Here is a 23,025-nt window from a genome sequence, read left to right as displayed (position 1 = left end):
TCAGGAGCGGCCGGCTCCCGCCGTGGCCGGAGCGACGCCGTGGTCCGCGGGCGCGGCGGGAGCCGCAGGCGTACGGGCGGGCCGCAGCTCCAGCCGGTGTGAGAGGACGGCCAGTACGAGCGCGGCGGCGGCCAGGACGGCACCGACGGCGTTGGGCGCGGTGTAGCCGAGCCCGGCGGAGATCACCAGGCCCCCGAGCCAGGCGGCCAGGGCGTTGCCCAGGTTGAAGGCGCCGATGTTGGCCGCTGAGGCCAGCGTCGGGGCGCCGTGGGCGTGGTCCAGTACGCGCTTCTGCAGCGGCGGGACGGTGGCGAAGCCGAGCGCCCCGATGAGGAAGATCGCCACGACGGACGCGGCCTTGCCGGACGCCACGAAGGTGAACAGCAGCAGGACCAGTGCCAGGCCGCCGAGGGCGGTGTAGAGCATCGGCATGAGCTTGCGGTCCGCGAAACGGCCGCCGATGAGGTTGCCGGCGACCATGCCCAGCCCGAAGACCACCATCAGCCAGGTGACGGAGGACTCCGCGAAGCCGCTGACCTCGGTCATCATCGGCGCGATGTAGGTGATCGCGGCGAACACGCCGCCGAAGCCGAGGACGGTCATGGCCATGGCCAGGACGACCTGGGTGTTCTTGAAGGCGGCGACCTCGTGCCGCAGCTGGACGCCCTCCGGCTTGGGCACGTCGGGTACGAGCTTGGCGACGCCGGCCAGGCCGAGCACGCCGAGCGCGGCGACGATCAGGAAGGTCACGCGCCAGCCGGCGCTCTGGCCCACGAACGTGCCCAGGGGCACGCCGACGACGTTGGCCACGGTCAGGCCGGTGAACATCATGGAGATGGCGCCGGCCTTCTTCTCCGGTGCCACCAGTTCGGCGGCAACCACGGAGCCGATGCCGAAGAAGGCGCCGTGCGCCAGCGAGGCCACCACCCGGCCGATCAGCATGACGGCGAAGACCGGGGCGACGGCGGAGATGACGTTGCCGAGGATGAACAGGCCCATGAGCAGCATGAGCATGTTCTTGCGGGAGATCTTGGTGCCGAGGACGGTCATGATCGGCGCGCCGACCATGACGCCGAGGGCGTAGCCGGTGACCAGGAAACCGGCCGTCGGTACGGACACGCCGAGATCCGCGCCGACCTGGGGCAGCAGCCCCATGATCACGAATTCCGTGGTGCCGATTCCGAAGGCCCCTATGGCCAGGGCCAGCAGTGCGAGCGGCATGACGAGGGTCCTTTGACATGCGGAGGGAAGCAGGAAGCGGCGCGAGCGCCTTACGGGCATGAGCGCCTTACATGCGTCGACAATAGTTGCACACGATGGCTAATGGCAAACGCGGGTATAGTTGAGTCAGTGATACGGCGGCAGGGCCCCTGCCGGCGCCTCCGCCCGTACGGCCCCACCGCTCGTACGACCCGACCGAGGGAGCTGCTCATGACCGCCACCGACCCGGCGATGACCGCACTGGCGCACAGCTGGTCGGCGCTCTCGCTGCTGCACGGGAGGATCGAGGCCCATATCGAGCGCGCCCTGCAGGCCGGGCACGGGCTGAGCGTGCGCGAATACTCGCTGCTGGACGTGCTCAGCCGGCAGCACGACGGCGAGGGCGGCCACCTGCAGATGCGGCAGGTCGCCGACGCCGTCGTCCTCAGCCAGAGCGCCACCACGCGGCTGGTGACCCGGCTGGAGGACCGCGGGCTGCTCTCGCGCTACCTGTGCCCCACCGACCGCCGCGGCATCTACACCGACGTCACCGGCGACGGCCGGCGCCTGCTGGAGGAGGCCCGCCCCACCCACAACACCGCCCTGCGCGAGGCCCTCGACGAGGCGGCCGCCGACCCCGTACTCGCGCCGCTGGTCCAGGCCGTCGAGCAATTGCAGGGCGGTGACCGGCCGGCCTGACCCGCCGCCGCGGGCGGTGACGCCACCCCTGGGAAAACCGCTGGCGCCGCCGCATGGTGCCGGTCTAAGGTCGGTGACGTCGACTGATGAGGAATCAGAGGGATCAGGAGGTGAGTACTGATGACTGTCGTTGAGATGGGCGCTGCCCGCATCCGGAAGATCATCCATATCGCCTCCGTGGTTCCCGGCTGACCTCAACTCCTTTTCGGCGCGCCCGAGTTGCGCGCCCTCGCCGGGACCACCCGCTTCGAAGGGTCATCCCGTTGTCCGACCTCACGTCCGACATCACCGCCGCGCACCCTCTCGCTCCCTACGGCTGGGACGAGGACCGTGCGCGGGAGTTCACCCCGTACGCCGAGCAGGGCCTGCTGCCCGGCCGCCTGGTCCGCATCGACCGCGGCCGCGTGGACGCCGTCGTGCCCGGCGGCGACGGCGTCCGTACCGTGCTCGCGAGCACCGCGCTCGTGGCCACCGGCGACCCGCTCAAGGTGCCGTGCACCGGCGACTGGGCCGCGATCGATCCCGGCAGCGGGCCGGACGCCGTCGTCCGCGCGCTGCTCCCGCGGCGCACCGCCCTGGTGCGGTCCGCCTCCTCCAAGCGCTCCGAGGGCCAGATCCTGGCCGCCAACATCGACCACGCGGTCGTCGCCGTCTCCCTCGCCGAGCCGCTCGACCTGGGGCGCGTCGAACGCTTCGTCTCCCTGGCGTGGGAGAGCGGCGCCACCCCCGTCGTGGCGCTGACCAAGGCGGACCTGGTGCCGGACGCGGCGGGCCTCGGCCACCTCGTCGCCGACACCGAGACGGCCGCGCCCGGCGTGCCGGTACTGGCGGTGAGCGCGGCGACCGGCGCCGGCCTGGACGTCCTCGCGGCGGTACTGGCCGGCGGCACCTCCGTCCTGCTCGGCCGGTCCGGCGCGGGCAAGTCCACCCTGGCCAACGCCGTGCTCGGCGCCGACGTGCAGGACGTGCACGCCGTGCGCGACCGGGACGGCAAGGGGCGGCACACCACGACCACCCGCGACCTGCTGGCGCTGCCCGGCGGCGGGGTGCTGATCGACACCCCGGGGCTGCGCGGCGTCGGCATGTGGGACGCCGAGGAGGGCCTCGCGCGCACCTTCACCGATGTCGAGGAGCTGGCGGCCGACTGCCGGTTCCACGACTGCGCGCACACCGCCGAGCCGGGGTGCGCGGTGCTGGCGGCCGTGGACGCGGGCGATCTGCCGCAGCGCCGCCTGGACAGCTACCGCAAGCTGCTGCGCGAGAACCAGCGCATCGTCGCCAAGACCGACGCCCGGCTCCGCGCCGAGCTGCGCCGGGACTGGAAACAGAAGCAGGCGCTCGGGCGGCACATGGGGGAGCGGAAGCGGGGGACGCGGCCCTGACGTCCGGCGTTCGGGCCGTCCCGGGGTCGTCCTCGGGCCGTCCCCCGGGGCGGCCCGAACGCCATGTCCGATTTCCGCCGGAAGCCCTCGCCCCGATCCCGCACACTGGACGGTGTGAAGGACGAAAGCAGCAGGTACGAGGCGGTGGCGAGCCGGGACGCGCGCTTCGACGGAGAATTCTTCTTCGCCGTGGTGACCACCGGTATCTACTGCCGCCCGAGCTGCCCCGCGGTCACGCCCAAGCGGGCCAACGTGCGGTTCTTCCCGTCCGCTGCCGCCGCCCAGGGCGCCGGCTTCCGGGCCTGCCGCCGCTGCCGCCCGGACGCCGTCCCCGGCTCGGCCGACTGGAACGTCCGCGCCGACCTGGTGGGCCGCGCGATGCGCTTCATCGGCGACGGCGTCGTCGACCGCGAGGGCGTCGCGGGCCTCGCCGCACGGCTCGGCTACAGCGCCCGCCAGGTCCAGCGCCAGCTCACCGCCGAGCTGGGCGCGGGCCCGGTCGCGCTCGCCCGCGCCCGCCGCGCCCACACCGCGCGCATCCTGCTCCAGACCACCGGGCTGCCGGTCACGGAGCTGGCGTTCGCCGCCGGATACGGCAGCATCCGCCAGTTCAACGCCACCATGCGGGAGATCTACGGCAGCACCCCGAGCGAGCTGCGCGCCGCGGCACGCGGCCGTACCGCGCGCGGGGAGCACGGCACCCCCGGCGGCATCCCGCTGCGGCTCGCCTTCCGCGGCCCGTACGCAGCGCGGGAGATCTTCGACGAGCTCCAGGAAGCGGCCGTACCGGGCGTCGAGGAGATCATCGGTGCTCCAGGGGCCCGTACGTACCGCCGTACCCTGCGCCTCACCCACGGCACCGCCGTCGCCGAGGTCGGCGAGCGGCCCGGCGGGCCGGCCGGACCGGCCCGCTCCGGCTGGCTCGACTGCCGGCTGCACCTCACCGACCTGCGCGACCTGCCCACCGCCGGCCAGCGGCTGCGCCGCCTGTTCGACCTGGACGCCGATCCGTACGCGGTCGCCGCCCGGCTCTCCGCCGACCCGCTGCTCCGGCCGCTGGTCGCGGCCCGCCCCGGGCTGCGCTCGCCGGGCGCGGCCGATCCGGCGGAGCAGGCGGTACGGACCGTGCTCGGCGGGACACCGGAGCGCGCCGCCGCCCTCGTACGGGCGTACGGCAAGCCGCTGGACACCCCCGACGGCACGCTCACCCACCTCTTCCCGACGCCGGAGGAGCTGGCCGGGGCGGACGTCGGGGAGGGCGTACGGGCGCTGTGCGCGGCGCTCGCCGACGGCACGGTGGACCTCGCGGCGGGCGCGGACCGGGACGCCGCCGAACGGGCCCTCGCCGCGCTCCCGGGCGTCGGCCCCGCCGCCGCGGCGGTCATCCGAAGGCGCGCGCTGGGCGACCCGGACGTGGGCCCGCCGGACGCCGGCCCCGAAGCGGAGCGCCGGCGGCCCTGGCGCTCGTACGCCTGCCAGTACCTCCGGCACGTGGGCCTTCAGGCCGGTGCCGCCCACGAACCCGAAGAGCCTGACACCGCGCACTGCGAAAACCACGCCCCGGCGCACGCCGACAACCACGACCCGAAGGACAGCATCAACCATGCCGCTCTACACGCTGCTTGACAGCCCGCTCGGCCGGCTGACCCTCGTGGGCGAGGCGTCGGCCGACGCCCCCGGCGGCACGGTACTGACCGCGCTCTCCCTGCCGGACCAGAAGGGCGGCGTCGTGCCCTCGGGGGACTGGACCCGTGAACCGGCCGCCTTCGCCGAGGCGGAACGGCAGCTGAAGGAGTACTTCGCGGGCGAGCGCCGGGACTTCGCGCTGACCCTGGCCACCCGCGGCACCGCCTTCCGCGAGCGCGTGTGGACGGCGCTGGACGCCATCCCGTACGGCGAGACCGCCAGTTACGGGGAGATCGCCCGCCGCATCGGGGCCACCCGGCCCGCCGTACGGGCCGTCGGCACCGCGATCGGCGCGAATCCGCTGCTGATTCTGCGCCCCTGCCACCGCGTCATCGGAGCCGACGGCTCGCTCACCGGATACGCCGGCGGCCTGGAGCGCAAGCGCGCGTTGCTGTCCCTGGAGGGCGTCGACGCGGCCCGGTGACGCGTCGCGGAGCACTCTTTTGTGCACTGTTTCGCCGCCACTCGGCCATGGACAATACGGTCCATGAGCCAGCAGGGGGACACACGCGGACATGAGGACGACTGGTGGCGCGAGCTGTACGAAGCGGGCGACGGCAAGCCGGGTGACGCGGGGCCCTCGACCGCGCCGGACACGCTGGACGACCGCGTCGACTCAGCCCTGCGCACGCTGGACACGGCCGATGAGGCCGACGAAGCAGCCGGTGCGGCCGACGCGGCCGTGGAGGCCGAGCCGCCCGTCCCCGTAGTGGAGTTCATCGGGGACCGGCCGCCCACGTACGCGGCCGAGCCGGTCGCGCTGCCCGCCGCCGACCCGGACGACCTCGCGGGGCTCGTCCCGGACACCGAGCTGGACGGCGCGCAGTACGGCACGCTCACGCTGCGCGCCGCCTCCGTACGGGGCGACTCCGCCCGGTACCGCGGCGACCCGCGCCGCGACGCCCTGCTCACCGCCTGCTTCGGCAGCGGGCGGCAGACGCTGATCCTGCTCGCCGTCGCCTCCGGGGCGCACGGCTCGCCCGAGGGGCACCGCGCGGCGCGGGACGTCTGCCAGTGGATCGGCGCCGCCGTCGGCCGCTCCGGCGCCCGGCTGGCCGACGACATCCGTACCGGCCGCCGCGAAGCGCTCAGGTCCGGGCTGCAGCGGCTCACCGACCGGAGTTACGGCCGGCTGCGGGCCCGCGCCGCCGAGCTGGGCCTCGACCCCCGCGCCTATACCGCTTCGCTGCGCTGCCTGCTGCTGCCCGCCGACCCGGCGTGCCGCACCCGTGTCTTCTTCGGCCTCGGCGACGGCGGGCTCTTCCGGCTCCGGGACGGCGTCTGGCAGGACCTGGAGCCGCCGCTGCCGCCGGAGGAGGCGGTCGGCGGGCCGGTCGTCGGGTACGGCACGCAGCCGCCCGGCATCCCGGCGCAGCGCGGCCTCGCCGGCCAGGAGCCGGCCGTGCGGGACCCGGCCGCGCAGGACCCGGAGCCGACGATGAACCTCGGGGTCACCGGGGCCCCGGGAGCCGCCCGCCAGGCCGCTCCCGAAAACGCTCCCGAGCCCGTCGGTGAACCGTTCCTCTTCCGCGCCTCCGTGGCCCGCTCCGGCGACACCCTGCTGCTGTGCAGCGCGGGGCTGGCCGAGCCGCTGCGCGAGGCGCCCGACTTCGCCGCGCGGCTGGCCGGGCGGTGGGCCGAGACCGAGCCGCCGGGGCTGGCCGCCTTCCTGGCCGACGCCCAGCTGCGGGTGAAGGGCCACGCGAAGGACCGCACGGCCGCGGCGGTCTGGGACAGCTGAGTACCGCCCGCGGCACGGCGCAGCACGACGTACACCTTCCGGCTCCGCCCCGGGATGGAGTGGTAGAACCGAACCAATGCCGTGAAGCGGGCAAAACGCCCGACGGGCGGCGCGAGCCACTGATCCCCACCCGAAGGGCGTGCGCGCGATGGCGAAGCAGACCGTGGCCGAGCAGTTCGTCGACATCCTGGCGCGCGCCGGGGTCAAGCGGCTCTACGGAGTCGTCGGCGACAGCCTGAACCCCGTCGTCGACGCCATCCGCCGCACCTCGGCCGTCGACTGGGTCCAGGTCCGGCACGAGGAGGTCGCGGCGTTCGCGGCCGGCGCCGAGGCCCAGATCACCGGCCGGCTCGCCGCCTGTGCCGGCTCCTGCGGCCCGGGCAACCTCCACCTCATCAACGGCCTGTTCGACGCGCACCGTTCGATGGCTCCCGTACTGGCTCTCGCCTCGCACATCCCCTCCAGCGAGATCGGTACCAGCTTCTTCCAGGAGACCCACCCCGACCAGCTCTTCCAGGAGTGCAGCCACTACTGCGAGCTGATCTCCAACACCCGGCAGATGCCGCGCGTCCTGCAGACCGCGATCCAGCACGCGGTGGGCCGCAGCGGCGTCTCCGTGGTCGCGCTGCCCGGCGACATCGCGGGCGAGGAGGCGCCCGAACGCGCCGAGGAACACGCACTGGTCACCTCGCGGCCCTCCGTACGGCCCGGCGACGCCGAGATCGCGCAGCTCGCCCGCATGATCGACCAGGCCGGCAAGGTGACGCTCTTCTGCGGCAGCGGTACGGCGGGCGCACACGCCGAGGTCATGGCACTGGCCGAGAAGATCAAGTCACCCGTCGGCCACGCGCTGCGCGGCAAGGAGTGGATCCAGTACGACAATCCGTACGACGTGGGCATGAGCGGTCTGCTCGGATACGGCGCGGCCTATGAGGCCACGCACGAGTGCGATCTGCTGATCCTGCTCGGCACGGACTTCCCGTACAACGCGTTCCTGCCGAAGGACGTGCCGATCGTGCAGGTCGACGTGCGCGCCGAGCACCTCGGCCGCCGCTCCACGCTGGACCTGGCTGTCTGGGGCGACGTACGGGAGACGCTGCGCTGCCTGACCCCGCTGGTCCAGGAGAAGAAGAACCGCCGCTTCCTGGACCGGATGCTGAAGAAGCATGCCGACGCGCTGGAAGGCGTGGTCAAGGCGTACACCCGCAAGGTGGACCGGCACGTGCCAATCCACCCCGAGTACGTCGCCTCCGTACTGGACGAGGAGGCATCGGATTCCGCGATCTTCACAATCGATACGGGCATGTGCAACGTCTGGGCGGCGCGCTACCTCACGCCCAACGGGCGCCGCCGCGTCATCGGTTCGTTCACGCACGGCTCGATGGCCAACGCGCTGCCGCAGGCCATCGGCGCGCAGCTGACCGACCGCCGGCGGCAGGTCGTCTCGATGTCGGGGGACGGCGGATTCTCCATGCTCATGGGCGACTTCCTCACCCTGGTCCAGCACAATCTGCCGGTGAAGGTCGTCCTGTTCAACAATTCCTCCCTCGGCATGGTCGAGCTGGAGATGCTGGTCGCGGGCCTGCCCTCGTACGGCACCGGCAACCAGAACCCCGACTTCGCGGCCATCGCCCGGGCGGCGGGCGCGTACGGCGTCCGTGTGGAGAAGCCCAAGCAGCTGCGGGGCGCGCTGCGGGACGCCTTCAAGCACAACGGGCCCGCGCTCGTCGACGTCGTCACCGACCCGAACGCGCTGTCCATCCCGCCGAAGATCAGCGCCGACATGGTGACCGGGTTCGCGCTCTCGGCGGGCAAGATCGTGCTGGACGGCGGCGTGGGCCGGATGGTGCAGATGGCCCGGTCGAACCTCCGCAACATCCCGCGCTTCTGAGCCGTTACCGTCCAGCGGGGCACATGCCCCGCAGCTGTGCCGTTCGCGGCAGGAAGCGTCAGGGGCTTCCGGGCTGCGCCGCGGTGCCGCGAGGGGCGCGGACGCGGGCGTAGCCGCACCGGGCCACTCGGTGGACCCCGCGCCTCGACGGCTCCGCCGGGACGAGCTGTACCGGCTGCGGCAGCGGGCCGGTCGACAGCGAGGGCGAATTCGTCCTACGGACGGCCGGGGCACGCGCATGTTTCTGCCCTTGTCATGACAGCCGGGCCGGGCCTTGGTCGGGACCAGCCGGGCATCTCGTGGCATATGCGGAAGCAGGGGGCGAAGCTTGGGTCGTATCCCGGTGGGCATGCATCGATCTGAGGTTGTTCGAAAGATCGGGGATGAAGATCGGGGACACCGGAGCGCTCGGGGCGGGGAGGATGAAGCGTCAGCCTGTAGGGGGCGAGCAACTGCACGGACGGATCGACGGGCCGGTCACCGGCCCCTTCGACGGCCGTGGCGGCACATGGATCGAAGGGCAGCGGCCGAGGGCCATCCGGCACCGGCTGCGCCACGCCGACCTGACGGCGGTGGCGACGGTCCGCAGGGACCTGCGCCAACTGCTGGTCCACTGGGGGGACTCCGGCAGGTCGGACATCGCGGAGCTGCTCATCAGCGAGCTGGTCACCAACGCCCTGGTGCACACCGACCGGGGTGCCGTGGTGACCGTGACGGTCACCGACCGCCTGCGGGTGGAGGTGCGGGACTTTGTATCCCGGCGGCCGCAGCCCCGCAGACCGACCACCGAAGGCACTTCGGGGAGAGGACTGATGCTGGTGCGCTCGCTCGCGGACGCCTGGGGCATACGGATGCACGGCGTCGGCAAGTGCGTGTGGTTCGAACTGGGCGGCACGGCGAAGTGAATGCCGGTGCCCGGATCGGCGAACGTGCGGCGGGCCGCCCTCCAGGGGGCGGCCCGCCGCTCTGTCGTCCTGCTGCGCTCAGCCGAACTGCCGCTCGATCTCGGCGAGTTTCTCCTCCAGGGAGTCCAGCCGCGGGATCGTCTGCGTGTCGTCCTCGGCGGTGAGGTCCACGGTGCGCGGGCCCGACCGCTCGGCGCCGCCTGCACGGCCGGCCACGGCCTTCAGCGTGGGGCGGTTCCATGACCGGCCGCCCTCCGGTTCGATGCCCGGGCCCCCGGCCGGGGGCGGGGCCTCGACCGCCTGGCCCTCCGCCGCGTGCCCGCGGTCTCCGGCCGTACGGCCCCCGGCCGCCTGGCCCTCGATCGCCGGCGGTTCGGCCTGCTGCGCCACCGGCCGCCCGGCCGTCACGTCCGGCACCTGACGGACACCGCGCCCCCACCGGTGCTGCCGGTTCAGCGCCCGCACCCGGGCCCGGTCCAGCTTCCGGTGCTCGCGCCGGCGCCGCCGGGTCCGCTCCTTCTCGCGGCGGTCCTCGCGTACCTCATCGACCGCCTCGTCCAGGCTCCGCACGCCCTCCAGCAGCATCAGCGACCAGGCGGCGAAGGTCTCGCGCGGGGCACGCAGCCAGCGCACCATCCGGATCTGCGGCAGCGGCCTGGGCACCAGGCCCTGTTCGCGCAGCGCCGCCCTGCGGGTCTGCTTCAGCGCCCGGTCGAAGAGGACCGCGGCCGACAGCGACATGCCCGCGAAGAACTGCGGCGCGCCCGCGTGGTCCAGGCCGCGCGGCGCGTGCACCCAGTTGAACCACGCGGCCGCGCCCGCGAACGTCCACACCAGCATCCGGGAGCCGAGCGCCGCGTCACCGTGGCTGGCCTCGCGCACGGCCAGTACGGAACAGAACATCGCGGCGCCGTCCAGACCGAACGGCACCAAGTACTCCCAGCCCCCGGAGAGGTTGAGGTTCTGCCGGCCGAAGCCGACCAGGCCGTGGAAGGAGAGCGCGGCGGCCACCGCGGCGCAGCAGAAGAGCAGCAGATAGGAGGCCGAGCCGTAGACCGCCTCCTTGCGGCGCCGGCGTTCCTCGCTGCGCTCCCAGGAGTCGTCGGCCGCCTTGTCCGCGCTCTGCTTGCCGCGCAGGACCACCGCCACGGCTGCCGTGACACCGACGAGCAGCAGGGCTCCCGGGACGAGCCAGTCCAGCGATATGTCCGTCATTCTCATCTGGGACCCCTTGCATCGCGGTACGCGTTTCGCGCGACATCCTGGCGGAGCCGGTCGGTACGGCAGGGGTTTTCGGGGCAAGAGGACGCCAAGGAGGCGGCCAGGGCCGCCGAGAGGGGCGAACTGTTCGCACAGCCTTGAGGGCGGCGGCAGTTGAGTTCGATTACCGCCACTCGATCGGGTGGCGGGGAAGTGGAGTGCCGTGGCGGGGGAGCGGAGCGCTCGGGTCAGGCGCTCGCGGTCAGCCGCGCGACCCGGTCCGCATCACACGTACGCGGACAGGTGACGCAGGTGTCCTCCGGACGCACCGTGTAGAACATGCAGCAGCTCGCGCGGTCCCGCGTCGGCAGCTTCTCCCCGGCCGGGCCGGTCAGCTCGCGGAAGCCCGCGCCGCCGACGTACGGCGCCGTCGCGCCCGGCAGCAGCCGCGCCACCTCGGCCACGGCGCGCCGTTCCTCGCCGAGCAGGTGGCCGAGGTACCACAGCCCCTCGACGATCTCGTCCGTCGCCATGCCCCACAGGGCGCGCGGGCCGCGCCGCACGCGGGGCCGGAAGCCGTCCAGTACCGGCCCGAGGTGCTCGGCGACCGCGGCCCGCACCTCGGCGCGCAGCGCCTCCTCGTCGGCCACGGCCACGGCCCCCGGCAGCCCGGCCGCCGGGTCGTCGGGCAGGCACGCGAAGGACGTGACGCGTACGGCGGCGTGGCCCAGCTCGCGCGGGAAGAAGACGGCGCCGGCGGGCAGCCGGGGCACCCGGCGGTGCAGGAACCACGGCATGGTGATCAGCAGGCAGGCCGGCCAGGCGTACCGGTGCAGACCGAAGCTGGCGACCACGTCCGGGCGGGCGCGCTTCCCGTAGTTTTTGATCACCTGCGCGTCGTCCCAGGCCAGGAAGGCGTCCAGGGCCGCGCCGCCGGCCGCCAGCTCCGCCGCGCTGGTCCAGTCCTCGCCCGCGGGTGCCGCGTCCCGCGGCCCGAGCTCGGTCACCCGCAGCCCCGGGAACACCTCGGTGAGCCGGGCATAGGCGCCGGTCACGGGGGAAGGGGACGGCGGGGCGGCGAGGACGGAAGCATTCATGCGGAGAACCACCGAATCGCGTCGTAGGCAGGTAAGGCTTACCTTAGCGGAACTCTCCGAGGTTTGAACTGCGGCAGGGGCCGCCTATGGTGCTCAAGGACATCTGGAGGTACCCCATGGAGCAGCGCGGAGCGGAACAGCCGCCGCGAATACGCGCCCGCGTGCCCGCACAGGGGCGCCCCGAGGCGGTACGCGGACGGCACCCGGCCGACGCCGACGGGGCCGCCACCCACGCGGTCGCGGCCCCGCCCGCGGCGCCACCGCCCGCGCCACCTGCCACGCCGTCCGTACGCAAGCCGCAGCGGCACTCCGTACGCGCGCAGATCCTGTCGGCCCTCCGCGACGCGCTGCTCTCCGGCGAGCTGGCCCCCGGCGCCGTCTACTCGGCGCCCGCGCTCGCCGAGAGCTTCGGCGTGTCGCCGACGCCGGTCCGCGAGGCCATGCAGCAGCTCGCCACCGAGGGCGCGGTCGAGGTGGTCCCCAACCGCGGCTTCCGGATCGCCGAGCGCACCCCTCGCGACCTCGCCGAGCTGGCGGAGGTACGGGCCATGCTGGAGGTGCCGACCGTACTGCGGCTGGCCCGCACGCTGTCCCCCGAGCGCTGGGAGGAGCTGCGCCCGCTGGCCGCCGCGACCGTCACGGCCGCCGGCCACGGCGACTGCGTGGCGTACGCGGAGGCGGACCGCGCCTTCCACCGCGCGCTCCTCGCCCTGACCGGCAACCGCCAGCTGACCCTCGTCGCCGACGACGTCCAGCGCCGCACGGCCTGGCCGTGCGGCGGCACCCGCGTCGGCGTGGCCGACCTCCTGGCCGACGCCTCGGACCACATGGCCCTCCTGGACGCCCTCCAGGCCCAGGACCTCCCCCTCACCGAACGCATCGCCCGCGACCACCTCACGGGAAACCGCTTCCTCCACTGAGGCGCGCTTCTTCCGTTGCGGGGCGCTGGTTCGCCCGAGGCTCCGAATTCCCCCGAGGCTCCGAACTCCCCCCGGGATTCCGGTCGTTACGCCGCCGTCGGCAGCTGGTCCGCCAGCCAGGTGGGGATGCCGTCCATGAGGCGGAAGAGGCGGGCGGCTTCGGCGCGGAGGCGGGCGGCGTCTTCTTCCGGGGCGGCGTCGGCGAGGGCGGCGAGGGCCGGGGCCGTGCCGATGAGGTAGCCCAGTTCCTCGCGGATGCGGAGGGACTCGGCGAAGCCGTGCCTCGCCTCCGCCAACTCGCCGTCGCGCAGGGCGAGTCCGGCCAGATGGCGCCAGGTGAAGGAGAGCAGGAGCGAGTCGTCGTGCGCGGTCGCGGCGGCGTGGGCGCGGCGGTAGGCGGCCCGCGCCGACTGCGGGCTGTCGGCGATGTGCTCGGCCATCAGGCCGCGCCGGAAGTCCAGCAGCGCGCGCCCCTCGGCGGCCGGTGGCAGCAGCGCCGCGGCGCGGCCGAGTGCCGCCCTGGCCTCGTCGGCGCGGTCGCGTACGCCCAGGACCGTGGCGGCGTAGGCGAGATGGCCGCGCTCGCAGGCCGCGTCGCCGCGCTCGTCGTCGGTGCCCGCGCGGGCCTCGGCGTACCGCAGCGCGTCCTCGGCCTCGGCCCAGCCGGTACAGGTGAACATGCAGCGCTCCACGAGGAGCGCGGCGCGGCGGAGCGCGGCGGTCGGGTGCGCCGCCGCGTGTGGTTCGAGCAGTGCCGCCGCGTCGTCCCAGCAGCCGCGGGACCTGAGCCGCCAGACCGCCCGGTCCAGTGGGTCGTCCCCGTTTCCGTGCCCGTCCGCGGCCGGACCGGCGGTCCTGGCCGCCGGCAGTCCCGTCACCGGTGCTCCCGGCACCGGCAGTCGTTCGACAGATCCTTCGGACCCATCGGTTTCGGCAGATTCCGGCATGGCGGTGTCCGCCACATTGCCCTCCCCGAGCGCACCTTTGAGCTGGACTGGAAGCAGTGGGCGAATCTCAGCACGAATTTCGGCGTGGGGCCAAGGGGCTGGGTGAATGATTTCACAATCTCCGGCGGGCCGTGTACGAAGCGGAGTTGAGCCGCTAGAGGAGCTGATCATGGCTGTCCGGCGGGGTGTGTGCCGGGGGTGATCGGTCACCGAGCGCTCTGACCTGGCGCTTCAAAGGCCGTCGCGACGGCACGCGAAAGCCGCTCGAACGAGTGATCCGGAGTCGCGCGGTCGGCCCCGCGCCGTGCGCCCTTCGCCGCCCGCCCCGTGATCCCGCCGCCCGGTCCCGGTGACGGAGAGGGCGGTGGACGCGTGGCGGAGTGCGGACCACCGGATGGCGGCGGTGCGGCGCGCGTGGCGGGGGAGCGGAGATCATCCCCGGGACCGAACGCGCGGCGCTACTCCCAGGGGATGTTCCGCCACGGGCTGGCCGGATCGGTGGTGAGGATCTGGTGCGCGGTGGCCATGTCCGTGTACCAGTGGCCGAACTCCTCCTCGTCGAACTGCAAGCAGCGGCCGAGGATGAAGCCGGCGGAGAAGTCCTCCCAGGAGCGGTACGCGCTCCGGCTCGCCGCGCCCGCGCGCAGCACGGCCTGCTCCGCCTCCGGCAGGGTGCAGTAGCGCGCGCCGAGCCCCCAGCGGGCCATGCCCGAGGCCCGCCCGTAGTCCCACGCCTCGACGGACCGGACGAACTTGCCCTCGGCCAGTACGCCGTCCGCGCGGAACCGCGCCTCGTACCGCGCGATCCGGCCGATGAGCCGCTGCACCCCGGCGACCTGCGAGGCGACCTCCGCCTCGCCGGGCGGCTCGGTCTTCGTGACACCCTCCGGGGTGAGCTTGACCTCGGCGCCCTTCTCGGCGTTGTGCCGCAGTACCCGCTCGGCCACCCCGCGCCAGTGGTCCACGCTCACCGCGCCCGCGAAGTCCAGCGCGAGCGAGCGCCGCACGGCGAGCGCGAACTCCCATACCTCGCTGACCATGTCGGCGGCGGTCAGCCGCTCCTGTGCCTGCTGCCACGTCGCGCGGTCGGTGACGTTCCAGAATTCGGCGAGCTGCTTCTTCTCCGGGTAGTAGCCCCGGCCGTGGTGGGCCATGGCGTTCCACGGCCGGCCGTTGTTGACGAAGAGCAGCGCCCCGCAGGCGAGTCCGTGCGCCACCGGGCCGTGCAGCGGGCCGCCCACGTGCAGGGTGCGCAGCCTGATCTGCTGCTGCGGCTCTTCGGCCGCGGCGGCCGCGGCGTGCCGCTGCCACACGGCGCGGTGTCCGGGGGAGGTCGGGAAGTACGCCTCGCAGGGGCTGCCGGGGTTGACGGCCAGCCACGGCGGGTCGTGCGCTTCCCAGTTGCGCGCGAACCAGTCCAGCGAGCCGGACCAGAAGACCGGGTCCTCGACGGGCGCGGGCAGCATGCCGAGGGTGAAGGCGGCCAGGCAGAGCGTCCCGGTCCGCCGGTCCCAGTACGGCTGGAAGCGCACCGTGCCGGGATGGGCGTCGGCCGCGGCCCGGGAGTCGGCGATGTACAGCTCGTTGCGGGCCAGTACGTCGAAGTACGCGGGCCAGTCGCCGCGCGTCTTCGCGTCGTACAGCTGCTGCTCGACCTCGCTCGGCGCCTGCCAGACCGGGGCCGCCGGAGCCGTCGGTTCCGCGGGGTCCGCCGGTTCCGCCGGGTCCGGCCCGGCGGCCGCCTCCGGCCCGTTCGTCATCGCCATGGGAAAACCTTATCGAGCCTTGATCACCGGTCGTGCGGGGCCTGGCCAGCGGGGATCACAGCGCGCGCACGGCCGGCCGAGCCGTGCTCACGTCATCCGCAGCGCCAGGAAGAAGTCCAGCTTGTCCTCCAGGCGGGACAGGTCGCGGCCGGTGAGCTGCTCGATGCGGCCGACGCGGTACCGGAGGGTGTTGACGTGCAGATGCAGCCGGCCGGCGCAGCGGGTCCAGGAGCCGTCGCTGTCGAGGAACGCCTCCAGGGTGGGGATCAGCTCGGCGCGGTGCCGGCGGTCGTAGTCCCGCAGCGGGTCCAGCAGCCGGGCCGTGAAGGCGCGGCGCACGTCGTCGGGGACGAAGGGGAGCAGCAGGACGTGCGAGGCCAGCTCCTCGTGGCCGGCGGCGCACACCGGGCCGGGCCGGGCCGCCGCGACCCGGCGGGCGTGCCGGGCCTCCTCCAGCGCGCCGCGCAGCCCCTCCGCCGAGTGGACGGCGGCGCTGACGCCGATGGTGAGCCGGCCGTCGTCCGCGAGCCCGCGGGCCAGCGGCTCCTGGACCGCCCGGAGCAGCGCCTCCGCGTGCAGGCCGTCGGCCTTGGTGTCCGCGTCGTCCTCGTGCAGCGCGGGCAGCGGTACCAGTGCGACCGCCTCGTCCCCCGTGTGCGCCACGGCGATGCGGTCCGCCGGGTCGGGGCCCGCGCTGGCGGGGTCCACCAGGATCTCTTCGAGGAGGGTCTGCGCGACCGGGCCGCCGGGCAGGTCCCCGCCGTCCCATTCGACGCGTGCGACCACGACCTGCCAGTGCGGCGCCGTGCCCAGGCCGGGCAGCAGCACGGGCGCGGCGACCCGCAGGCGGGCGGCGATCTCGGCGGGCGCGGCACCCGTCTGGACGAGCTCCAGCACCTCCTGCGCGAGCCGGCGACGCACCGTACGGGCCGCGTCGCGCCGGTCCCGCTCCACGGCGATCAGCTGCGTGACGCCCTGCAGCAGGTCCAGCCGCTCGGCCGGCCAGTCACCGGCGTCCGCCTCGACGGCCAGCAGCCAGTCCGAGAGCACCGTCTCGCGCAGGTCGCGGCCGCCGCTGCGGATGGGGAAGAGGGAGTACGTGCTGTTGCCGAGCAGGACGCGGTGCGGGCTGCGCCGCCCGCTGCGCGCCGCGGCCAGGTGCTCGCCCGCCAGCCGGGCGCCGACCGCCGCGTCCCCGGCCGGTGTGGCGTCGCCGCCGGGCACCGCGCCCGCGATCCGCCGTCCGGTGGGGGAGAGGACCCAGGCGCGCAGGTCGAGGTCGGAGCCGAGCAGGTCGAGGACGACCTCGGGGCCGCCGCCCGCCGGGCCCGAGGTCATCAGGCGGCGGTGCCGGTCGACGACGGCGGCCAGGTCGCCCGCCCGCTCGCCGGAGACCTGCCGTACGACGTACTCGGTGACCGTGGCGAAGGAGACCGACTCGGCAACGGAGAAGAGCGGCAGGTGGTGGTGGGCGCAGGCCGCGATCAGGTCCTCGGGGACCGGGCCCAGCTCCGCCGTGCCGGCCGCGAGACCGGCCACCCCGGCCTGGGCCAGGATGCGTACGAAGGGCTCGGAGTCCTCCGGCTCGCGCCGCCAGGCGAGCCCGGAGAGCACCAGCTCGCCCCCCGAGAGATAGCGGCTGGGATCGCGCAGGTCGGTGGTCATCACGCCGCGGACCGTACGGTCCAGCTCGTCCTCGCCCCCGAGCAGCCGCAGGCCCAGGGAGTCGGTGTCCAGGAGTGTGCGGAGCCGCATGACGTCGTCGCCCGCCGATCTTTCTGTCTGAATGCTGCCGGTGGAATACCGCGAGGTTGCCGCGCCCCGCTTTTCGTTCGAATCTACAAGACAGCTGCCCTGGCCAGCCAACCGCTTCATGGTTTCGGTGACTGCACCGGGTACGCAACCGGCGCGTGTACTGGGTCACATCGCGTAACTGAAACATGAACGACCGATGAACACCTTCGGATGAAGAGAGCCGCGCATGGACTTCCTTCGCCCCGCCACCTGGGAGGAGGCGCTCGCCGTCAAGGCCGAGCACCCCACCGCTGTGCCGATCGCGGGCGGTACGGACGTCATGGTCGAGATCAACTTCGACCACCGCCGCCCCGCGTACCTGATGGATCTGAACCGCATCGGCGATCTGGCGGAGTGGGAGACCGGCGCGGACACGGTACGGCTCGGTGCCTCCGTCCCGTACACCCAGATCATGGAGAACCTCCGTGCTGAGCTGCCCGGACTGGCGCTCGCCTCGCACACCGTCGCCTCCCCGCAGATCCGCAACCGCGGCGGCGTCGGCGGCAACCTCGGCACCGCCTCGCCGGCCGGCGACGCGCACCCCGCGCTGCTCGCCTCCGGCGGCGAGGTCGAGGTGGAGTCGGCGGCCCGTGGCGTCCGCATGATCCCCATCGACGAGTTCTACACCGGCGTGAAGCGCAACGCCATGGAGCAGGACGAGCTGATCCGCGCCGTCCACCTGCCGAAGGCCACCGGTCCGCAGCAGTTCTCCAAGGTGGGTACCCGCAATGCGATGGTGATCGCGGTGTGCGCGTTCGGTATCGCGCTGCACCCGGAGACGAAGACGGTACGGACCGGCATCGGCTCGGCCGCCCCTACCCCCGTACGGGCCAAGGAGGCGGAGGTATTTCTCGCCGCGGCGCTGGAGGAGGGCGGCCACTGGGAGTCCGGCGCGCCGGTTGCGCCGTCCGTGGCGAAGCAGTTCGCCCAGCTGGCGAGCGGTGCCTGCAACCCGATCGACGATGTGCGCGGCAGCGCGAAGTACCGCCGGCACGCGGTCGGCATCATGGCCCGGCGCACGCTCGGCTGGGTCTGGGAGTCCTACCGCGGCGACGGCCGCACAGCAGGAGGAGGCGCACAGTGCGCGTGAAATTCACCGTCAACGGCCGCGAGCAGAGCGCCGACGACGTCTGGGAAGGCGAGAGCCTGCTGTACGTGCTGCGCGAGCGGATGGGCCTGCCGGGTTCGAAGAACGCCTGCGAGCAGGGCGAGTGCGGCTCCTGCACGGTCCGTCTGGACGGGGTGCCGGTGTGCTCCTGTCTGGTCGCGGCCGGCCAGGTCGAGGGCCGCGAGGTCGTCACCGTCGAGGGGCTGGCGGACTTCGCGCGGCAGCGCGCGGAGCGGGGCGGCTGCGGGACGGGCGCCTGCGGCTCCAAGGGCACGACGCTGGACGAGGCGAAGGGCTGGGCCGCCAGGCCCGCCGGTACGGGCGACAGCCGGACCGGTGAGCAGGGCACCTCCCCGCACGCAGCTCTCTCGCCCATCCAGCAGGCGTTCATCGACGCGGGCGCCGTCCAGTGCGGCTTCTGCACGCCGGGCCTGCTGGTCGCCGCCGACGAGTTGCTGGAGCGCAACGCCCAGCCCTCCGACGCCGACATCCGCGAGGCGCTGTCGGGCAACCTGTGCCGCTGCACGGGCTACGAGAAGATCCTCGACGCGGTCCGCCTCGCGGCCGCCCGCGGGGAGTCCGAAACCGCTGGAACGGGGGCCTGACCATGGCCGAAGTCACCCGGACACCGACCAATCTCACCCAGGGCAGCACGGCCCCGGCCGGCATCGGGGCCTCCACGCTGCGGCCCGACGGCACGCTCAAGGTGACCGGCGAGTTCGCGTACTCGTCGGACATGTGGCACGAGGACATGCTGTGGGGCTACACGCTGCGCAGCACCGTCGCGCACGCCGAGATCCGTTCCATCGACACCTCCGAGGCGCTCGCCCAGGCGGGTGTCTACGCGGTCCTCACCTACGACGACCTGCCGACCGCGGTGAAGAACTACGGCCTGGAGATCCAGGACACCCCGGTACTGGCCAACGGCCGGGTGCGGCACCACGGGGAGCCGGTGGCGCTGGTCGCCGCCGACCACCCGGAGACCGCCCGCCGGGCCGCCGCCAAGATCAAGGTCGACTACGCGGAGCTGCCGGTCGTCACCGACGAGGCCAGTGCCACCGCCGAGGACGCCCCGCTGCTCCACCCGGGCCGCAAGGACCACCACGCGGGCCACGTACCGCACCCGAACATCGTCCACCGCCAGCCGATCGTCCGCGGCAACGCCGACGAGGCCGCGAAGCGCGCGGACGTGATCGTCACCGGCGAGTACGAGTTCGGCATGCAGGACCAGGCGTTCCTGGGCCCGGAGTCCGGCCTCGCGGTGCCGGCCGAGGACGGCGGCGTCGACCTGTACGTCGCGACCCAGTGGCTCCACTCGGACCTGCGGCAGATCGCGCCGGTGCTCGGCCTGCCGCCGGAGAAGGTGCGCATGACGCTCTCCGGCGTCGGCGGCGCCTTCGGCGGCCGCGAGGACCTGTCGATGCAGATCCACGGCTGCCTGCTGGCGCTCCGTACCGGCAAGCCCGTGAAGATCGTCTACAACCGCTTCGAGTCCTTCTTCGGGCACGTCCACCGGCACCCGGCCAAGCTCCGGTACGAGCACGGCGCCACCAAGGACGGCAAGCTCACCCACCTGAAGTGCCGCATCGTGCTGGACGGCGGCGCGTACGCTTCCGCCTCCCCGGCCGTGGTCGGCAACGCCTCCTCGCTCGCCGTCGGCCCGTACGCCGTCGACGACGTGGACATCGAGGCCATCGCGCTCTACACGAACAACCCGCCCTGCGGTGCGATGCGCGGCTTCGGCGCGGTCCAGGCGTGCTTCGCGTACGAGGCACAGATGGACAAGCTGGCCAAGGCGCTCGACATGGACCCGGTCGAGCTGCGGCAGCTGAACGCGATGGAGCAGGGCACGCTCATGCCGACCGGGCAGCCGGTCGACTCCCCGGCCCCGGTCGCCGAGCTGCTGCGCCGCGTGAAGGCCATGCCGCTGCCGCCGGAGAACCAGTGGGAGACCACCGAGGGCGCCGACGTCCGCGCGCTGCCCGGCGGCCTGTCCAACACCACCCACGGTGAGGGCGTCGTCCGCGGCATCGGCTACGCCGTCGGCATCAAGAACGTCGGCTTCTCCGAGGGCTTCGACGACTACTCCACCGCGCGCGTCCGCATGGAGGTCATCAACGGCGAGCCGGTCGCGACCGTGCACACCGCGATGGCCGAGGTCGGCCAGGGCGGCGTCACCGTGCACGCGCAGATCGCCCGCACCGAGCTGGGCGTCCAGCAGGTCACCATCCAGCCCGCGGACACCCAGGTCGGCTCGGCCGGCTCCACCTCCGCCTCCCGGCAGACCTATGTCACCGGCGGCGCGGTGAAGAACAGCTGCGAGGCGGTGCGCGAGCAGGTCCTGCAGAAGGGCCGGCTCAAGTTCGGCACGTACCACCCGGCGTGGGCCACCGCCGAGCTGCTCCTGGAGGGCGGCAAGGTCGTCACCGACGGCGGCGAGGTGCTCGCCGACATCGTGGACGTGCTGGGCGAGGAGGTGGTGGAGACCGAGCTGGAGTGGCGGCACCGCCCCACCGAGGCGTTCGACCTGGAGACCGGCCAGGGCAACGGCCACGTGCAGTACTCCTTCGCGGCGCACCGCGCGGTCGTCGAGGTCGACACCGAACTCGGCCTGGTGAAGGTCATCGAGCTGGCCTGCGCGCAGGACGTCGGCAAGGCGCTCAACCCGCTGTCCGTCATCGGCCAGATCCAGGGTGGCACCACCCAGGGCCTGGGCGTGGCGGTCATGGAGGAGATCGTCGTCGATCCGAAGACCGCGAAGGTGCGCAACCCCTCCTTCACCGACTACCTGATCCCCACGATTTTGGACACCCCCACCATTCCGGTGGATGTCCTCGAACTTGCCGATGAGCACGCGCCTTACGGGCTGCGTGGCGTCGGCGAGGCGCCGACCCTGTCGTCGACCCCGGCAGTCCTCTCCGCGATCCGGGCGGCGACCGGGCTGGCGCTCACCAAGACGCCGGTGCGACCAGAACACCTCACCGGCACGTGAAAAGCCTCCGGGCGGTACGGATATTTGGGGTGTCCTGTCCGTCCTCCTGCGGTTCGTACCGCCCGGAGTTTCCCCCACGTCAGCCCGGGCTCCTAGGATCCGTCCTCGGCGCCGCACCTGGCTGAAAAACGTTCGTCTCGGGCCGTCCCCCGGGTCGTGCGGCCCGCTCCATCCCAAATCTCACATTTCCCCCCTTGTGAGTGCCCCTATGAACCTTGGGAGATAGGCACCATGACCCAGCCCACCATCGAGCCCACGACCACGGCGGAGGACGCCGGCGCGGGTACGCGCCAGCCCTCCGGCCGGTCGTGGCTCGACCGGTACTTCCACATATCCGAACGCGGCTCGACCCTCGGCCGGGAGCTGCGCGGCGGCATCACCACCTTCATGGCGATGGCGTACATCCTCCTGCTCAACCCCGTCCTGCTCAGCGGCAAGGACGCGGCAGGCGGCACCCTTTCACCCAGCGCGGTGATCACGGCGACGGCCTTCGCGGCGGCTCTGGCCACGCTGCTGATGGGCATCGTCGGCAAGGTCCCGCTGGCGCTCGCCGCCGGCCTGAGCGTCTCCGGCGTGCTCGGCACCCAGGTGATCAGCGACATGACCTGGCCGCAGGCCATGGGCATGTGTGTGATCTACGGTGTCGTGATCATGCTGCTGGTGATCAGCGGTCTCCGTGAGAAGATCATGAACGCCATCCCACTGGCGCTCAAGCACGCGATCACCATCGGCATCGGCCTCTTCGTCACCATCATCGGCCTGGTCAAGGCCGGCTTCGTCGGCATCGGCAACGCCTCGGCGCCGGTCACCCTCGGCGTCGGCGGCCACCTCTCCGGCTGGCCGGTCCTCGCCTTCTGCATCACCCTGCTCGTCATCTTCATGCTGCTGGCGCGCAACGTGCCCGGCGCGATCCTCATCGGCATCGCCGTCGGCACCGTCTTCTCGCTGATCGTCACCGCGGTCAACGGGCTGGGCGACAAGCAGTGGGGCCTCGCGACCCCCAAGCTTCCCGACACCCTGGTCTCCACCCCGGACTTCGGACTGCTGGGACACGTCGAGTTCGGCGGCTTCGCCGAACTGGGCGCCGCCACCGTCGGCATGGTCGTCTTCACCCTGGTACTGGCGGGCTTCTTCGACGCCATGGCCACGATCATCGCCGTCGGCCAGGAGGCCAAGCTCGCCGACCACCTCGGCCGGATGCCGGGCCTGAACAAGGCGCTGCTCATCGACGGCGCGGGCGGCGCGATCGGCGGCGTCTCCGGCGCCTCCGGCCAGACCGTCTTCATCGAGTCCGCCAGCGGCGTGGGCGAAGGCGCCCGTACCGGCCTGTCGGCCACCGTCACCGGCCTGCTCTTCGGTCTGGCGCTGCTCTTCACTCCGCTGGCCGAGATCGTGCCCGCCCAGGTCGCGTCCGCCGCGCTGGTCGTCATCGGTTCGATGATGATGCAGAACGCACGGCACGTGGACTGGAAGGACCGTTCCGTCGCGATCCCGGTCTTCCTGACCGTGGTCCTCATGCCGTTCACGTACTCGATCGTCAACGGCGTGGCCGCCGGCGTCATCTCGTACTGCGCGATCAAGCTGGCGCAGGGCAAGTGGCGTGAGCCGGGACCGCTGATGTGGATCCTCACGGTGGTCTTCATCTTCAACTTCGCTTTCGTCAATGTGGGGCATTAGGGACCTCTCCCGCCGCCTCG

General features: G+C 73.1%; 18 protein-coding genes. 12 read left to right on the top strand and 6 right to left on the bottom strand.

The genetic code is table 11. The features are described 5' to 3' along the window. Entirely contained in the window at positions 1-1,221 is a 1,221-nt protein-coding gene (locus ACIGXO_RS06205) for an MFS transporter (RefSeq protein ID WP_399781005.1), read from the bottom strand. A gap of 210 nt (positions 1,222-1,431) precedes the next feature. Between ACIGXO_RS06205 and ACIGXO_RS06200 the strand changes: the two genes are divergently transcribed. From ACIGXO_RS06200 to ACIGXO_RS06170, 7 genes are all read left to right on the top strand, one after another. Then, positions 1,432-1,899, top strand: a complete 468-nt coding sequence (locus ACIGXO_RS06200) for a MarR family winged helix-turn-helix transcriptional regulator (protein WP_399781002.1) — start codon at positions 1,432-1,434, stop codon at positions 1,897-1,899. A gap of 263 nt (positions 1,900-2,162) precedes the next feature. Further along, positions 2,163-3,281 carry a ribosome small subunit-dependent GTPase A gene (rsgA, locus tag ACIGXO_RS06195; RefSeq protein WP_399780999.1) on the top strand — a complete coding sequence of 373 codons (1,119 nt, stop codon included), beginning with the start codon at positions 2,163-2,165 and terminating at the stop codon, positions 3,279-3,281. Between the two features lie 63 nt (positions 3,282-3,344). Further along, positions 3,345-4,907, top strand: a complete 1,563-nt coding sequence (locus ACIGXO_RS06190) for a DNA-3-methyladenine glycosylase 2 family protein (protein WP_399780996.1) — start codon at positions 3,345-3,347, stop codon at positions 4,905-4,907. Further along, positions 4,885-5,391, top strand: coding sequence for a methylated-DNA--[protein]-cysteine S-methyltransferase (locus ACIGXO_RS06185; protein ID WP_399780993.1), 507 nt, complete (start codon positions 4,885-4,887; stop codon positions 5,389-5,391). The genes ACIGXO_RS06190 and ACIGXO_RS06185 overlap by 23 nt, the downstream gene beginning before the upstream one ends. A gap of 63 nt (positions 5,392-5,454) precedes the next feature. Beyond that, positions 5,455-6,708, top strand: a complete 1,254-nt coding sequence (locus ACIGXO_RS06180) for a protein phosphatase 2C domain-containing protein (protein ID WP_399780990.1) — start codon at positions 5,455-5,457, stop codon at positions 6,706-6,708. A 148-nt stretch (positions 6,709-6,856) separates the two neighbouring features. After that, positions 6,857-8,599, top strand: coding sequence for a pyruvate dehydrogenase (locus tag ACIGXO_RS06175; RefSeq protein WP_399780987.1), 1,743 nt, complete (start codon positions 6,857-6,859; stop codon positions 8,597-8,599). A 422-nt stretch (positions 8,600-9,021) separates the two neighbouring features. Next, complete coding sequence (locus ACIGXO_RS06170; RefSeq protein ID WP_399780984.1) at positions 9,022-9,504, top strand: ATP-binding protein; 483 nt, start codon at positions 9,022-9,024, stop codon at positions 9,502-9,504. Between the two features lie 78 nt (positions 9,505-9,582). Here the strand turns inward: ACIGXO_RS06170 and ACIGXO_RS06165 are convergent, their stop codons facing one another. Beyond that, positions 9,583-10,725, bottom strand: coding sequence for a DUF2637 domain-containing protein (locus ACIGXO_RS06165; protein ID WP_399780981.1), 1,143 nt, complete (start codon positions 10,723-10,725; stop codon positions 9,583-9,585). 227 nt (positions 10,726-10,952) lie between these two features. Further along, on the bottom strand, positions 10,953-11,801 hold the full coding sequence (locus ACIGXO_RS06160) for a (2Fe-2S)-binding protein (protein ID WP_399780978.1): 849 nt from the start codon (positions 11,799-11,801) through the stop codon (positions 10,953-10,955). A gap of 116 nt (positions 11,802-11,917) precedes the next feature. Between ACIGXO_RS06160 and ACIGXO_RS06155 the strand changes: the two genes are divergently transcribed. Next, positions 11,918-12,721, top strand: a complete 804-nt coding sequence (locus ACIGXO_RS06155) for a GntR family transcriptional regulator (protein WP_399780975.1) — start codon at positions 11,918-11,920, stop codon at positions 12,719-12,721. Positions 12,722-12,807: 86 nt separating this feature from the next. Here ACIGXO_RS06155 and ACIGXO_RS06150 read toward each other — a convergent pair whose 3' ends face one another. The 3 genes from ACIGXO_RS06150 to ACIGXO_RS06140 all read right to left on the bottom strand — a co-directional run bounded on the left by ACIGXO_RS06150 (position 12,808) and on the right by ACIGXO_RS06140 (position 17,189). Then, a complete protein-coding gene (locus ACIGXO_RS06150; protein ID WP_399780973.1) occupies positions 12,808-13,668 on the bottom strand; it encodes a hypothetical protein in 861 nt (286 codons plus the stop codon). A 458-nt stretch (positions 13,669-14,126) separates the two neighbouring features. After that, positions 14,127-15,428, bottom strand: coding sequence for a DUF1266 domain-containing protein (locus ACIGXO_RS06145; protein WP_399781950.1), 1,302 nt, complete (start codon positions 15,426-15,428; stop codon positions 14,127-14,129). A gap of 93 nt (positions 15,429-15,521) precedes the next feature. After that, the gene (locus ACIGXO_RS06140) at positions 15,522-17,189 is read right to left on the bottom strand and encodes a PucR family transcriptional regulator (RefSeq protein ID WP_399780970.1); all 1,668 of its coding nucleotides are present in this window, start codon (positions 17,187-17,189) and stop codon (positions 15,522-15,524) included. A 226-nt stretch (positions 17,190-17,415) separates the two neighbouring features. On the opposite strand from ACIGXO_RS06140, the gene ACIGXO_RS06135 reads away from it, so the two are divergent. The 4 genes from ACIGXO_RS06135 to ACIGXO_RS06120 all read left to right on the top strand — a co-directional run bounded on the left by ACIGXO_RS06135 (position 17,416) and on the right by ACIGXO_RS06120 (position 23,005). After that, positions 17,416-18,318 carry an FAD binding domain-containing protein gene (locus tag ACIGXO_RS06135; RefSeq protein ID WP_399780967.1) on the top strand — a complete coding sequence of 301 codons (903 nt, stop codon included), beginning with the start codon at positions 17,416-17,418 and terminating at the stop codon, positions 18,316-18,318. Continuing rightward, positions 18,309-18,941 carry a (2Fe-2S)-binding protein gene (locus ACIGXO_RS06130; protein WP_399780964.1) on the top strand — a complete coding sequence of 211 codons (633 nt, stop codon included), beginning with the start codon at positions 18,309-18,311 and terminating at the stop codon, positions 18,939-18,941. Before ACIGXO_RS06135 ends, ACIGXO_RS06130 begins: the two co-directional genes overlap by 10 nt. 2 nt (positions 18,942-18,943) lie before the next feature. After that, the gene (locus ACIGXO_RS06125) at positions 18,944-21,328 is read left to right on the top strand and encodes a xanthine dehydrogenase family protein molybdopterin-binding subunit (protein WP_399780961.1); all 2,385 of its coding nucleotides are present in this window, start codon (positions 18,944-18,946) and stop codon (positions 21,326-21,328) included. A gap of 231 nt (positions 21,329-21,559) precedes the next feature. Then, a complete protein-coding gene (locus ACIGXO_RS06120; protein ID WP_399780958.1) occupies positions 21,560-23,005 on the top strand; it encodes an NCS2 family permease in 1,446 nt (481 codons plus the stop codon). The last annotated feature ends 20 nt before the right edge of the window (positions 23,006-23,025 follow it).

Source organism: Streptomyces sp. NPDC053542 (genome assembly GCF_044544685.1).
Lineage (GTDB): Bacteria > Actinomycetota > Actinomycetes > Streptomycetales > Streptomycetaceae > Streptomyces.
The sequence above is the reverse complement of the archived record's forward strand: the minus strand, read 5'-3'. Positions and strand labels throughout refer to the sequence as shown.

Bases quoted from the DNA above. Each gene is read 5' to 3' on its own strand.
- ACIGXO_RS06145 (WP_399781950.1), bottom strand. From the start codon at position 15,428: ATGACGAACGGGCCGGAGGCGGCCGCCGGGCCGGACCCGGCGGAACCG.
- ACIGXO_RS06120 (WP_399780958.1), top strand. From the start codon at position 21,560: ATGACCCAGCCCACCATCGAGCCCACGACCACGGCGGAGGACGCCGGC.
- ACIGXO_RS06150 (WP_399780973.1), bottom strand. From the start codon at position 13,668: ATGCCGGAATCTGCCGAAACCGATGGGTCCGAAGGATCTGTCGAACGA.
- ACIGXO_RS06200 (WP_399781002.1), top strand. From the start codon at position 1,432: ATGACCGCCACCGACCCGGCGATGACCGCACTGGCGCACAGCTGGTCG.
- ACIGXO_RS06135 (WP_399780967.1), top strand. From the start codon at position 17,416: ATGGACTTCCTTCGCCCCGCCACCTGGGAGGAGGCGCTCGCCGTCAAG.
- ACIGXO_RS06190 (WP_399780996.1), top strand. From the start codon at position 3,345: ATGTCCGATTTCCGCCGGAAGCCCTCGCCCCGATCCCGCACACTGGAC.
- ACIGXO_RS06180 (WP_399780990.1), top strand. From the start codon at position 5,455: ATGAGCCAGCAGGGGGACACACGCGGACATGAGGACGACTGGTGGCGC.
- ACIGXO_RS06170 (WP_399780984.1), top strand. From the start codon at position 9,022: ATGAAGCGTCAGCCTGTAGGGGGCGAGCAACTGCACGGACGGATCGAC.
- ACIGXO_RS06185 (WP_399780993.1), top strand. From the start codon at position 4,885: ATGCCGCTCTACACGCTGCTTGACAGCCCGCTCGGCCGGCTGACCCTC.
- ACIGXO_RS06205 (WP_399781005.1), bottom strand. From the start codon at position 1,221: ATGCCGCTCGCACTGCTGGCCCTGGCCATAGGGGCCTTCGGAATCGGC.
- ACIGXO_RS06125 (WP_399780961.1), top strand. From the start codon at position 18,944: ATGGCCGAAGTCACCCGGACACCGACCAATCTCACCCAGGGCAGCACG.
- ACIGXO_RS06160 (WP_399780978.1), bottom strand. From the start codon at position 11,801: ATGAATGCTTCCGTCCTCGCCGCCCCGCCGTCCCCTTCCCCCGTGACC.
- ACIGXO_RS06175 (WP_399780987.1), top strand. From the start codon at position 6,857: ATGGCGAAGCAGACCGTGGCCGAGCAGTTCGTCGACATCCTGGCGCGC.
- ACIGXO_RS06165 (WP_399780981.1), bottom strand. From the start codon at position 10,725: ATGAGAATGACGGACATATCGCTGGACTGGCTCGTCCCGGGAGCCCTG.
- ACIGXO_RS06140 (WP_399780970.1), bottom strand. From the start codon at position 17,189: ATGCGGCTCCGCACACTCCTGGACACCGACTCCCTGGGCCTGCGGCTG.
- ACIGXO_RS06155 (WP_399780975.1), top strand. From the start codon at position 11,918: ATGGAGCAGCGCGGAGCGGAACAGCCGCCGCGAATACGCGCCCGCGTG.